We start from the raw sequence: 12,381 nt of genomic DNA, 5'->3' as shown, positions 1-12,381 counted from the left end.
TAAAAAACGGAGATAGGTATCATGTTCTGGGCATTTATTTTATTTGTAATACTTGGGGTGGTTTTTGTGAAGCTTGGCGCTTATTCGGTATGGGTAATTATTTTTTCTGGTGCTTTGAAATTTATAGCAATAGTTATCTTTTGTACTTTCGTATGGCTTTTTTTTAGAAAAATATTTCACCTGCCGAAGTGAATTTATTCAATCAGCAGTTTTTCTAGTGGAGAGGTAACCATGAAAATCTAATTCTAGAAATTTAGCTTAACTATTCATTAGAAAGTACGGACCATTCGCAATAATAAATTGGATAACAACATGAAAAAAATAATACTCTTTGCTGCCGTCTTTACCGGTGGTTGCGCTTCCGGACTTAATACTATGCAGCATCAAGAGTTATTGGGTTATGAAGCGAAGGGACTTGCAATTGAAGAAAAAAGTACCGGTGCAGCGACAGCACTTGGTCTTCTTCCTGGTGGCGGATCGTTTTATACTCGTCAGTATGGTGCAGGTGTTCTTGATCTGCTTTTATGGCCTTATTCTGTACTTTGGGATCCAATTAATGGCTACAATGGTGCTCAAGAGATTAATTACCATGCCACGGTAGCTAATTGCACCAAGCTAAAAAATATAGATATGTTGGATTTGGATGCTTTGTTAATGACTAAGCAGGTTGATAATGGTCAATATATGCTCAAAAAACGTGCTATTGAAAATAAGTATGGGTCTATTGAAAACACTGGTAATAGCCAGGCCCCTTATCAAGAAAATACACCAGTAATAAATAAAGAGGCTGTAAAAGAAGCTGATCCTATAAAAGCAAATGATAATTGGGGGGAGATTGGCTCGTGAGCCAATCTGTCTGTTACGAACGGGCTATAAATAGGCACGGACTCATTCATCTCTCGCCTAAAAGCCTCGTCATCAGAGCTTTTTATTGTTTAAACCTGGCTAAGGAGTCATTATGAAACTAGCATTTAAAGTAACATTCTTTTGCTTAATCAGTCTTTGTGCCTACGCCGACGAGGAGCGTATCTACCAAACCGATTCAATCGGCAACATCCAATACAACAAACCCTCGCAAACCATACAAAATGACGGTCGGATAATACAAACTGATCCTTACGGCAACAAACAATACAACAAGCAACAATACCAAATCAAAAGCGACAAGGTTTATCAGACGGATTCGGTTGGAAATGTTCAGTACAACAAGCCTCAACTAAAGATAAAGTAATCAATATCTACAACTCAACCGCCCCTTTGACCTTCTTGGTCATTGGGGGTTTTTCTGTAAATATGAAGAAAACCTATACTCATGCTTAAAGGTTCATCCCAAGCACTCAACTATTTAACTCAATGACTGCATTCAAGGGTTAACTTGATGTTCATTGGAAACAATATTGATCTCTTCCTGGCATATTACACAATTATATTCTGCCAGATTCATCGCCATAAAGCAGTCGTTCGTGGCGGACCGGTAATGGCCCAGACTGTGTGAAAACTCAAAATCACTAAAGCCAGTGGAAATAACTAACGGATTATTTATTGAATTGCACTTTAAAATGTGAGTGACCCTTGATAGTTCACTCTGTTTTTACAAGTAAATGGAGTAAATTCGACCTCTGAAGATTTTATTTGTGAGTTTTCACACAGTCTGGGCCGATTGCGACTATTCGTTTTGTGCCGGAAATAATTCCAGATAGCCGCCATTAAAATCCACAATATTAAAAAGCAAGTCCATCGGCTCCACCCGATCTCTTGCGGACTATCGCTCTATCTGATTCAATGGCTATTATTTAATCGTTACCGACCATTGTTACTTATAACCGATGATATACAGAAAGGGAAATCATAAATTGCCCCATAAAATGAGCATATTTCATATGCAATGAGTAAAACAAGAAATAATCATTACGTGCCGCAATGGCACCAAGACGGATTCGTTGATGAACGCGATAATGAATTGCGGCATCTCAAACGCCGTGAGATAAAGCTAAAAGACGGCTCGAACAAAATTGTCTACGGTAAAAATTGGTTCACCTCAACGCAATGCTTTTACGAGAAAGACCTGTATTCGACCTTTTTCGGAACGATAGTCAATGACGAAATCGAGAAGAAGTTGTTTGGTCCGATTGATGATAATGGTGCTGATGCAGTTAAGGCGTTTCTAACTAATGATCTGGTTCGGTGGCACCATAACTTTCAAGACTTCTTCACCTACCTAGATGCTCAAAAATTACGAACACCTAAAGGCTTAGATTGGGTTAAGACTAAGTACCTTAAATTAAGTCAGATTCAGCTAATGACTGAGATGCAAGCTTTAAGAACTATCCACTGTACGCTATGGACTGAAAGTGTTCGGGAACTGGTATCAGCTGAAAATTCTGACGTTAAATTTATTTTGTCTGACCATCCTGTAACTATCTACAACTACGCGTGTCCGCCAGATTCTGCATTATGCGCGTATCCAAATGACCCTGACATTGCGTTAAAGGGATCTCAAACCATATTCCCACTGGATAAGAATCGATGCTTGATACTGACTAACCTTGAATATGCACAAGACCCAGATGGTTTGAATCCGCTGGAGCCGCGTACAAACGCGACCAAAATTCGGCAGTCAATGGTCAACACTATTAATTTCATTAATAAACGAAAACTGACAGCCGATGAAGTGACCAAAATAAATCACATTATCAAGTCCAGAGCCAAAGACTCAATTGCAGCTGGAAAAGAGAGTTGGCTTTACCCTGAAAATGAACTGAATTGCGATTGGACTGAGTTGCGTCATGTGCTAAGTGCACCATCTGATGAGTTGTACCATTTCGGCGGTAAAATGTTTGCTGGTTATGACGATGGCAGGACTTATTATCAGGATGCTTTTGGTCGTACAACTCCTCAGAATGAATACTTGAAGAAAGAAACTGATGAATCAAAGCTGGGCAGAAATGATAAATGTGGGTGTGGCAGTAACCGCAAATACAAGCATTGCTGCAAAGACTTACCTAAAGAATTACGAACCAGTTGGACCGAGCTGAGTATACGTGAACGAAACTTGGCATTCTGTCGTGCAATCAAGGGAATTTTAGGACTTGACGCTGGCAAGACTTGGCTAGATGTCAGACGTGAAATTACTGAGGGGCAGATTGCCAAGATATATCGATTCTATTCAGCCTTATGGCCGCGTGAAACTGATATCTATTCATTGCTGCCAAAGTCAGATGGCAAATTCAGAGCTTTGTACACTGGCGTGCTTGATGTTCGAGTTATCAGATTACACGCGGTGCCAATAGCTTCGTTATTTGATGAGTTTCTTATCGAGAGCCCCATAATCAACCCCAATAATGTAAAACCTGAATTTAGTCCAGTTAAATCACCATCCCAGTACAAATACCAAGCGCTCAAAGATTTTTTGTTAATGTTGGAATTAGAGCCGTACATTGGTTATGGCCTTATAAACCTAATTCCTGATCCGAGTAACTTCGACCGGAATTTAATGAAAGCTATGATGGATATGGCCACATCTCGGCGAAGAACTATTGAAAGTGAACGAGATATGGAAGTCTGTAAAAAATTGGCAATCGAGGACTATCTTAACGCAATTCATATGATGCCTAGAGATGTCAAAATCCGTTCATTGGTTTGTGATTTTGGTATACCTGAGGATGTAGCTGCTCAGTTGATTGATAAGTTAGAAGCGAATGCCGAAGCATCTCCATTGACCATGCTCCAACCAATACAGCCAGGTGGTGACGGTCAGTTTATGCAATTCAGCATGGTGCCAAATTATGAAATGGCTTTGTTTGTAGCTCAGGTCACAGGTTCAGTCATCGTAACTGACAGTGAGTCTAGATGGAATGAACTTCAAGCCGCACAGCATAGGCAGATGGATGTGGTTTCCTATCCGTGGAATGATGTTTATGGGCAAATAAGCCGGATACCAATGGATCATCTTATGGTTGAGTCATAAACCAAAACCCAGCATCACTTTACTGCTGTTAGGACAGCATTGAAGCATGCTGATGAGCTAGTGTTGGCTAATAAATATGATCCTGATCAGTTGGAAGGATTGACTGAATCAGTGACTCGATTGAAAAGTCGACTCGGGCAGATTGATTCTGATAGAACAGCCGAGTTTGTGAATGGTGACTGTAGTATTCTAGCGCCTGAAGGCGGTATCTATGACAGCAAAGTTCAGCGGTTGTTGGCTCTGTCTAGTTGTTTGAACTATGACTATAAAGTACGGTCGGTTTATTACGTTGGATTAAAATTATAGTCAATGATCTGTCAGCCAGAACCTAACAATGCGCTCGTTTAGATGCTCATGGCGTCGCACCGCTTAAACGTTATGAATGAACAATCATAATTCTAAACCTGCCGTTCGACAAAATATCGTGATTGGCGGGTAATGGCCGACGGCTATCAATCAACTAAAGTAAATTTAATAATTTCCGATGACTTTACGTCATTGCAGTATAAGTTCAAAATTCACGGAGTTGGCTAAGTCCAATGGCTCACTACCCGCTTTTAATACCTTAAAGATTTCTAAAGCTTGCTTATCATCTGACTGAATTTTTTCAACACCCAATTCAAATGCCATTCTAGCCACATTCGCCTGAAAACCAGCGTTACCATTGATTCTTATGGTCTTACCCCATTTTTCAATCGCTAATGTCACCGCATCACGGATTGATTGATCTTCTTGATCATTGATACTGATCGTGTTCCCATAATCCTTAAATTTAACCTTGTGATCCTTAACGTAAGCGATGTGCGTTTTATTGTCATAAGCTTTATATCCCCGCACCTCTAAGTCTTTTGAAATACTAAATGCAACTAGTAGATGCCGCTTTGAAACTGGAGCCTGAAAAGTCTCATTACCTTGATCTTGCTGTTTATTTTTTGCAAACTGTTCACGCATTTTAGATAAGCGATAAAAATGCTTAGCCAAGCGCCCTATTTCATCGTCTTGCTTTGATTGCTCGGCAAGCCATCTGTGGTAAGAGTTGTGTTTCTGTAGCCCCTTCTCAAGCGCGTCAAATTCTGCATCCAGGGCTTTCTGACGTACAATTTGCTTTTTTTTAAGCTCTTGTTTTTTTTTATCTCTTTCAGTCCGTAAAATTGTATTAACGTCAGAAGTTAAAAGCTTAAATTCAGGTAACAGCAGAGCATTAGCGGCATGCGCCTTTATTCGTGAGGTATTGAATAGATCTTGGAGCTCACGTTCTTCAATTTTTTTAACGTCCGTAATTTCAACTGTACGCTTAACTTTTTTCGCGGTAAAGAATATTTTTCGTTCAAGCATTTCTTTACCGAATAGCGCCTTAAGCCTACCTTCGTCCTTATCTTCTTGTGATAGTTGACGTGTTACTTGTCGACCATTAGAGTCTAATTGCTCATAACCCAATTTAGCATTTGCGTTATATCGAACACTAGGAAATCTGCGATCCAATTTATTGGGTTCAAACTCACCCAGTTTTTTGATTAAGTTCGAACCACGTGCAAACGTTCCAGCCTTTCCAGCAGCTGAATGATTTTTATCAGCACGGGCAACTTCCGATGATCGTTGAACATCAGTGAAGTCCGTCTTAAAAAGTGGTTGATCTGCAAACGCAAAGCCACCTCCCCTTTCGACTATTGACACATTAAACTCATCTAGCAATATATGGACTTTTTGCCAGCTAAATCCGGCTTTTAATGCTTCACTTAATGACGGACCAACCGTATCTTTTATATACCGTTCAAATGAATATACGCCGTTGTGTTTTTCTACGTCCAGCGCCTTTTGACTCATGCCCATATTGCGCTGATTCCGATAATCTGAATCTACTATTTTCTCGTTGCCATTAACGTCAATAACAACTTCTTTCAACCCTAGTTGATGGCTCCAGCCCTGTTTGAGCTCAATTGTGCGACAAGCATGATGTAGCGTTTTGTAACTCCATTCGATATGCAGCGATTTAAGAGTCCGAGGATGAACTTTATTTGCTGCGATGTGTATGTGCAAACAATCTGTATCCTGATGAAATCCAATCATGGACTGATGGCCTCCATTCTTCGTATCAAAACCGAGCTGCTCAAGTGCAATTACACCAGCTTCTCTAGCCTGGTTAGGCGTAGGTTTTTGATCGCTTGGCCAGTTAATTACTGCGTGAAACGCCGAAGAATCACATCGCGAATTCTGCATCGCAGTTGCCGTCATTTCCATTCCAGCTGTATCAATGCTCAAACAGTTCAACAGCCATACGTTGCCCTTCGTTTTTTTAGCATCACTAATATATACAGTGAGTGCGTGAAAATTTGATTTTCGGTCACGCCTCTTGACAGGTATTTTTCCAATTGGCATGTCTATTTCACATTATCTCTGGTGGAAGATTTCATGGCGCGAACAAATTGCGTAATTTCGGCAATGGCGATACTAATGTCCTTTAAATTATTAGCCGTATCACTTGCGTATAGCTTTCCCAAATGACTATTGTTAAATAGCTCTTTTTGAAGCCCTCCCAGTCGATTTAAATTCGCACCCAGACTAGACATCTCATGAATATATTTAGCATCAACATTCGATACGATCTTCTTTCCTAACAAAAGACTGCGGCAGTATTTACTTATTGATATCCCACTCAGATTTGCGACCTGCCCTTTAATCTCGTTAAGTTCATCTTGGGTTAAATAAAAAGTAATGAATTTATCCCGAGGATTATCTGATTTTGTAAAGCGTGAAGATTTATTTATGGTTGCCATTTCGTCAAATCCAAAGAGTTATCATTTATGTAATTAAGAGCGAAGCAGGGTTTGGGAGTTTACTCCCAACAAGACTCGTAAAGTGAAAATATAATGCGTTAGCATTTTATTTACCACTGCACGGGCATCTTGTCCCAATTTATTAACTATATATAAGTAATAGCAACATTAAATAGTTGTTTACATATCAATAAATACAATTAGTAAACATATAATTAAACCTATACGTCAATTCTAACAGCAAACAATTATTAACTTAATAGCATTACTTAAAATAAATAAAATAACAATCTAAAATTAATTAAACAATGAAAGCCGAATAAAAATATTTCTATGACGCGCAATAAATAAAAAAATTAAGTAACAAAAAAAATAGACATTAAGCCTTTGTATAACTAATAGGTAAAATGCCATGCAAGCTGTAGGTCAATTTATTAGATATTGAAAAATAAAACTCAACCACCAATCACATATTAATTCACCAATTAAAACTAAATTAATACATTGATAATTCTAATAGACAAATAAACAATGATTGCGCCTGCTATAGTTAAATTTTACAAAAATACTTGTAGTAAAAAATAAAAAAATATTTCATATAAAATAAATAATTTCCATTAAAAACAGAGACTTTAAACAACTACAAAAATATTATTACATTAATAGAAAATAACATTTACTTTAAATTAGAAACAAATACAAATTTATCAGTGTTGCAATTGTTGAATAATAGTTAAAAACGCTATAATTTAATCAACTAAGCATGCATCAATAAATATTTTAGTAATACTTTAAGTGATAGATATGACAATCATTAAAAAACGGGGCAGCAAAGAGATAACTAAATACATCAAGGATAACTTTGGATTAATGCTAACTGAACTGTCAAAATCAGAACCCGCTGTGAAAAATAAAAGAGATAGTGCGACATCATTAATATGTGGGCACAGATCACAAATTAAAGCGTTATTAGACAGAGGCTTTACTGCTGAGCAAATTGTTATTCAACTAGCAAAAATTAATTTGAATATAGAACCAGAAACTATTCGCATAGTCATGCGTACCACAGATAACGAAGGTAATCGCATAGTGAAGAATATAAAGCCGAGGTCTAAGTCACGCAAAACATCCATAAAGGTTCCTGGTAATGCTTCTGTATATTCAGGTGCAACTACACCTGAAATGCAGAAAAAACCGCCAGGAAATGGACTTGATGACACAGAGAGCCAGCAAGATGATTCAAAAATAAAGCGTTACCCCATTACAATCGATGATGACTTATAAAAAAACTAAACGAGGAAATTATTTATGTCAGTACTAACATTTTGCCATAGTGAAAAAGGCGGCGTAGGAAAGAGCTTAGCGGCTAAAGTACTTACCGATAAGTTAATTCACGATGGAAAAAAAGTCATTGTACTCGATGCTGACCAGTCAAACGCCGATCTTCATCGTGAATTTTCAAATATTAAAATTAATGAAATTTATATTGAAATTTATCAATATGATTTGAGCCAAAAAAATGGGTGGTGGGATTTTTATAACCTGATGGCAAAAAATAAGGATGTTGAGGTACATATCGTAGTATCACTGCCTGCACAGATTGAGTCTACTATGATTGACCAGCGGAAAGAACTTAAAAAAGCACTCGATAGCCTTGGATACACGTTAAACATGGTCTGGATGCTAAGTGAGGCGGTTGATAGTGTTCAGTTGCTCAAACATACCACTATAAATAATAAAGAGCTCATCCATAAATTAATCATCGTAAAAAATGGTTTTTTCGCTGAAGAAGATGAATTTTCAGACTGGCAAAATTCTAATTTACGAAACGACTTATTAAAAAATGAGAACATTTCCGAAATGTTTTTGCCTGATCTTAATAAAAGGCTTAAACGCGCACTAAAACCAATCAAAATGCCATTTTCTCAGGCACTTGAATCTGGACAACTAGACTTTTCCGAACGAATGGGGCTAGAATCCTGGTTAGACGACGCCAGAGCAGTATTTGCATCAATCGTATAAAGGTATGTGTATGGAAAAAACTTATGATCTACCTGGCAAGAAATACGATAATAACCAAGATATCGAGACAGCCTTTGAAGAGATAATTGATCGAGCAGTCTCCGATAAGGAAAGGGATAGACTACATCGCGTTAAAGACGCTCTTAAAATTAATAGTTCTGATACGCTCTGGTTATTATTGCTCCAACTTGAGCGCTACCAGTCACTTTATGACGAAGTGCCTCAAAAGATATCAGGTGTCGTGGATGACTGCATAAGTAAGATTAAAGCTGCAACGGAAAAAGAGATAAAACGTGTTGAACTTGATATCGAACTAAAAGCATTTAAAGCAGCTCAGGCCTATACCACCCTAGAATATCAACTAATTCATCAGGTTAATGAATCTGCCGAAAGAATTTTTCTAGCTCAGCAAAAATCATTAATAGATGCCTCTGCTCGTGCCCAAAAGCATAAGAATTGGTCGACTGTTGGCATTGTCGCTTTAATTCAAATGCTGATTATTATACTGACTAATAGCGTGACCGCTATTATTGCAACAGGCAACCCAAAGCTTCCATGGATCGTGTTAGATAAGGATAGCACACGTAGCGCCTGGCTCTTTCAGTTAGTATGGAATTTTCCTGCTGGTTGGCTGATGAGCTCTATGGTTTTATTTGTCAGTGGGTATCTTATTTACGAAAAATTTATACATAAAAAATAGATGGCTAATTTTACAAGCAACAGAATTATTGTTGTTTAGTCATACTCTTAAAGCATTAGAGCATCGTAGATTGATCGCGCAAAAACAGACTGGCAACCAAAAGATCGCCCCAGTTTCAGAATATCAGAGACATTCTTGACGTATTATTTCCTAGCTTCTATTTTTTCAATCGGAGCACACAAGCCAATATCATCAAGAATACCACGTTAAAAAGGGAAAGCCCTCCCCTATTAAGCTGTTAACCGGCATTCCGCTTGCGAGGGGATTGGTTGGAACGACTCTTACATATAATTTCTCAAAGTCAACGTAACCATTTTTTATGGCTGGCTTTAAGAAAAATATCAGGAAAGCCTGATAAGCAGTTGTGCCTTTTGTTTGAGCCGTACACTACTTTTACCTCAAAAATGAAGTGTGCCTTTATTTTATTAAAAATTCTTCTTTGTCATGCCCTTTATCAAATAATTCTTTCATCCAAATCGGCACACGACCTCGCCCCGTCCACGTTTTAGAATGGTCATCGGGATGGCGATATTTGGGTTCAATAATTTTTCGGCTCTTTTTTTCTGTTTCACTATCATTTTGATGAATTTCGACAGTCACATTAATTGAGTCAGCTATTTCTTTAATTCTAGCAATAGCTTCTTTGTGGATTTGGCTTTGTTTATCTTTTAGCTCAAGTTCACAGTTTGCAATAATTTTTTGCAATTCTTCGATTGATAATTTTTTATAATCAATATTTGCAATAATTTCTTGCAACTCTTCAAGTGATAAGTTTTTATAATCAACATTTAAAGTCATTTTTCTACCTAATTTTATTCGATTGGTTACATCATACATTATTTTTTAATTTAGACATTATTATAGCTACATTAAATTGTAATTATGTGCATAATTTATTTAACTGGTAGACAAATATCATCATAAGAGATGATTTAATCAAATGGTTCAATCGCTAATAAATAGCCATCTCCTATTTTTATTTATAAGGATCTTCTTATTCTTAATTACTTGAATAAATTAAATAAAATTCGTATAACAATATTTTTTTAAAATAAGCTGGCTGTGTATTAGTAATTTACAACTAAGCCGATATAATAAATTATATAAGATATATATATATGCATCATAACTGATTAAAAAAATCTATCTCTACATAAATTGATGATGACTATAAATTGCTTATATTGATAAAAAATTATTAACGAAAAAGGTAATATTATGAATAAAAATGAAGTAGTTGCGGAACAAAACAATCGAGAATTAACAAACAATGAGAAGCTTTCTCGTGCAATAAGGGCTGCAAAGTATGCAAATAAATTAAAAATAAAAACCTGTTTCACTCAAACTTCCGATACGATGAATCACTCTCATGTCGATGAAAATGAAATAAACCACATGGAGGCCAATCATCACTTAAGCATCCGCGTGAACAATGTTTAATGATCTAACTGGAGAAGAATTGGTAGATTTGATAAGCGCTGATTTGGATAATATCAAAATACGCAGTGTAACTTTTGAGTCAAGATCGCATAAAACAGAGTACGCCAGAATTTATTTTTCGTATTGTGACATTATCATTCGCTTCCCTTTCATAGAAATAGTTGATTCCGGAGATGTATCTCTAGATCGTGGCTCCATGACCGATGATTTTCAAGGTGATGATGAGTTAGATGTATTTGTTGCGTTAAAATGTGTAGCAATTAAAGCGCAAGTATTTATTGATGATAATCCAAAAGTTTTAAGTAAATTTTTAAATAGATATGATGTTTTTAAAAAATGCAGCAAATATGGATACTGGTTTAAAAAAAGTGAACATAACAAAGATTACGATAAATGGCATCTTTATGTATGTGCTGAGCTTATAAGTAAACATCATTCACTTGCTGCCCTTGTAACTACAGTTGTAGATGAATTATATGGAAATTAGACAGCTTTATGTGAGCAAGCTGATTTCTATAATCCTACCGCTATATCTTCTTTATCATCATTATTTAAACCAATTTTTAAAATTATATTTTCAACTCTTGATGTAAGAAAACCTATATTGTTATTTACCCAAGTTTCAACTTCTCCCAGTAATTGGAAAAGATCATTAGGGTTTATAATTCCATAATCGACTTCGCTGAGTTCAAGCCCATCGTTTGAATATTGCCAACTGATAATGGATACACTGGTATCGCAAATAAATTCCGGAAAATATTTTTCAATTCCGGCATTAAAAGCATTAGTAAACGCCTCGTCAATTAACATTTCTTTAATAGAAGTTTTATGATTACTAACTACCCAGTTATTTACTGTATTGTCGATAATAAGCTGTTTATTTATGTTCATATAATTTTCATGCCCCTAAAATGTGACGATTTTTTGCTTAGATCTTGGTGTTGGCACCGACTTAAAAGCTACTGCACCTGATCAAATACTGATTCATATCCAGTATCAACTGCTTTTTCTTTTAAATCGTTCATTTTCGAATCTCTTAAAAAGTGTACATATTGTGACTCAACACTAAATAGTTTTAGTTAAGCCAGAATATACATTGGTTGTTATAGGCTGGAAAATTCCAGCCATGAGTTTTACTAGTCCGCAGTAAGGTTAAAACTACTGCCTTTTAGGCGGTCAGATTTATCTATGATTTTTTGATGTATGAGACGATCCCAGATAAATCAAGGAATTTTCGTCAATGCGTTCAGGTGCCATATCATAAATACTTGGCTGTAAAGCCTGATTTAACAGCATTTGTTAAAATTAAGAATTAAAAACTTGAACATCGAGTTAAAACTCCCTTTTTAAGACAATACCTTCGTCAAAATTTAAGCCGCTCTCGCATGAATCCTGCCAATTTCTGCGGCTTGGAAGATACGGTCGTCGATTAAAAATGTGTCATCATTTTTGTCCAGCGAATTAATAATCCGCTGCGT

13 protein-coding genes are annotated in these 12,381 nt (G+C 36.6%); 9 read left to right on the top strand and 4 right to left on the bottom strand.

What is annotated here, in order from left to right; all coding sequences use genetic code 11:
* The first annotated feature begins 312 nt into the window (after window positions 1-312).
* From N7974_RS15125 to N7974_RS15110, 4 genes are all read left to right on the top strand, one after another.
* Window positions 313-846 carry a hypothetical protein gene (locus N7974_RS15125; RefSeq protein ID WP_262966423.1) on the top strand — a complete coding sequence of 178 codons (534 nt, stop codon included), beginning with the start codon at window positions 313-315 and terminating at the stop codon, window positions 844-846.
* Between the two features lie 112 nt (window positions 847-958).
* Window positions 959-1,231, top strand: a complete 273-nt coding sequence (locus tag N7974_RS15120) for a hypothetical protein (protein WP_262966422.1) — start codon at window positions 959-961, stop codon at window positions 1,229-1,231.
* A gap of 654 nt (window positions 1,232-1,885) precedes the next feature.
* On the top strand, window positions 1,886-3,967 hold the full coding sequence (locus N7974_RS15115; RefSeq protein ID WP_262966421.1) for a DUF4238 domain-containing protein: 2,082 nt from the start codon (window positions 1,886-1,888) through the stop codon (window positions 3,965-3,967).
* 63 nt (window positions 3,968-4,030) lie between these two features.
* The gene (locus tag N7974_RS15110; RefSeq protein WP_262966420.1) at window positions 4,031-4,273 is read left to right on the top strand and encodes a hypothetical protein; all 243 of its coding nucleotides are present in this window, start codon (window positions 4,031-4,033) and stop codon (window positions 4,271-4,273) included.
* A 189-nt stretch (window positions 4,274-4,462) separates the two neighbouring features.
* Here N7974_RS15110 and N7974_RS15105 read toward each other — a convergent pair whose 3' ends face one another.
* Together N7974_RS15105 and N7974_RS15100 are read right to left on the bottom strand one after the other, a co-directional pair.
* Window positions 4,463-6,343 (bottom strand): relaxase/mobilization nuclease domain-containing protein, encoded by a 1,881-nt coding sequence (locus tag N7974_RS15105; protein WP_262966419.1) that lies wholly within the window; start codon window positions 6,341-6,343, stop codon window positions 4,463-4,465.
* Window positions 6,344-6,345: 2 nt separating this feature from the next.
* Entirely contained in the window at window positions 6,346-6,741 is a 396-nt protein-coding gene (locus N7974_RS15100; RefSeq protein WP_262966418.1) for a plasmid mobilization protein, read from the bottom strand.
* Between the two features lie 804 nt (window positions 6,742-7,545).
* Here N7974_RS15100 and N7974_RS15095 point away from each other — a divergent pair.
* The 3 genes from N7974_RS15095 to N7974_RS15085 are packed head-to-tail and all read left to right on the top strand — an operon-like array spanning window position 7,546 to window position 9,463.
* Window positions 7,546-8,025, top strand: coding sequence for a hypothetical protein (locus N7974_RS15095; protein WP_262966417.1), 480 nt, complete (start codon window positions 7,546-7,548; stop codon window positions 8,023-8,025).
* A 24-nt stretch (window positions 8,026-8,049) separates the two neighbouring features.
* A complete protein-coding gene (locus tag N7974_RS15090; RefSeq protein ID WP_262966416.1) occupies window positions 8,050-8,763 on the top strand; it encodes an AAA family ATPase in 714 nt (237 codons plus the stop codon).
* Window positions 8,764-8,773: 10 nt separating this feature from the next.
* Complete coding sequence (locus tag N7974_RS15085) at window positions 8,774-9,463, top strand: hypothetical protein (RefSeq protein ID WP_262966415.1); 690 nt, start codon at window positions 8,774-8,776, stop codon at window positions 9,461-9,463.
* 417 nt (window positions 9,464-9,880) lie between these two features.
* On the opposite strand, the gene N7974_RS15080 is transcribed toward N7974_RS15085, so the two are convergent.
* Window positions 9,881-10,261, bottom strand: a complete 381-nt coding sequence (locus N7974_RS15080) for an H-NS histone family protein (protein ID WP_262966414.1) — start codon at window positions 10,259-10,261, stop codon at window positions 9,881-9,883.
* A gap of 420 nt (window positions 10,262-10,681) precedes the next feature.
* Here N7974_RS15080 and N7974_RS15075 point away from each other — a divergent pair, with 420 nt between their 5' ends.
* The gene (locus N7974_RS15075) at window positions 10,682-10,903 is read left to right on the top strand and encodes a hypothetical protein (RefSeq protein ID WP_262966413.1); all 222 of its coding nucleotides are present in this window, start codon (window positions 10,682-10,684) and stop codon (window positions 10,901-10,903) included.
* Window positions 10,896-11,390, top strand: coding sequence for a hypothetical protein (locus tag N7974_RS15070; RefSeq protein WP_262966412.1), 495 nt, complete (start codon window positions 10,896-10,898; stop codon window positions 11,388-11,390). Before N7974_RS15075 ends, N7974_RS15070 begins: the two co-directional genes overlap by 8 nt.
* A gap of 26 nt (window positions 11,391-11,416) precedes the next feature.
* Here N7974_RS15070 and N7974_RS15065 read toward each other — a convergent pair whose 3' ends face one another.
* Window positions 11,417-11,794 (bottom strand): hypothetical protein, encoded by a 378-nt coding sequence (locus tag N7974_RS15065; protein WP_262966411.1) that lies wholly within the window; start codon window positions 11,792-11,794, stop codon window positions 11,417-11,419.
* Between the last annotated feature and the right edge of the window lie 587 nt (window positions 11,795-12,381).

The sequence above is a fragment of the Methylobacter psychrophilus genome, assembly GCF_025583945.1.
In the GTDB taxonomy this organism is placed as follows: Bacteria; Pseudomonadota; Gammaproteobacteria; order Methylococcales; family Methylomonadaceae; genus Methylobacter_C; species Methylobacter_C psychrophilus.
Note: the sequence above shows the minus strand (reverse complement) of the source record. Positions and strands in the feature narration are given on the sequence as shown.

Bases quoted from the DNA above. Each gene is read 5' to 3' on its own strand.
- N7974_RS15125 (WP_262966423.1), top strand. From the start codon at position 313: ATGAAAAAAATAATACTCTTTGCTGCCGTCTTTACCGGTGGTTGCGCT.
- N7974_RS15120 (WP_262966422.1), top strand. From the start codon at position 959: ATGAAACTAGCATTTAAAGTAACATTCTTTTGCTTAATCAGTCTTTGT.
- N7974_RS15115 (WP_262966421.1), top strand. From the start codon at position 1,886: ATGAGTAAAACAAGAAATAATCATTACGTGCCGCAATGGCACCAAGAC.
- N7974_RS15105 (WP_262966419.1), bottom strand. From the start codon at position 6,343: ATGCCAATTGGAAAAATACCTGTCAAGAGGCGTGACCGAAAATCAAAT.
- N7974_RS15100 (WP_262966418.1), bottom strand. From the start codon at position 6,741: ATGGCAACCATAAATAAATCTTCACGCTTTACAAAATCAGATAATCCT.
- N7974_RS15095 (WP_262966417.1), top strand. From the start codon at position 7,546: ATGACAATCATTAAAAAACGGGGCAGCAAAGAGATAACTAAATACATC.
- N7974_RS15090 (WP_262966416.1), top strand. From the start codon at position 8,050: ATGTCAGTACTAACATTTTGCCATAGTGAAAAAGGCGGCGTAGGAAAG.
- N7974_RS15085 (WP_262966415.1), top strand. From the start codon at position 8,774: ATGGAAAAAACTTATGATCTACCTGGCAAGAAATACGATAATAACCAA.
- N7974_RS15080 (WP_262966414.1), bottom strand. From the start codon at position 10,261: ATGACTTTAAATGTTGATTATAAAAACTTATCACTTGAAGAGTTGCAA.
- N7974_RS15075 (WP_262966413.1), top strand. From the start codon at position 10,682: ATGAATAAAAATGAAGTAGTTGCGGAACAAAACAATCGAGAATTAACA.
- N7974_RS15070 (WP_262966412.1), top strand. From the start codon at position 10,896: ATGTTTAATGATCTAACTGGAGAAGAATTGGTAGATTTGATAAGCGCT.
- N7974_RS15065 (WP_262966411.1), bottom strand. From the start codon at position 11,794: ATGAACATAAATAAACAGCTTATTATCGACAATACAGTAAATAACTGG.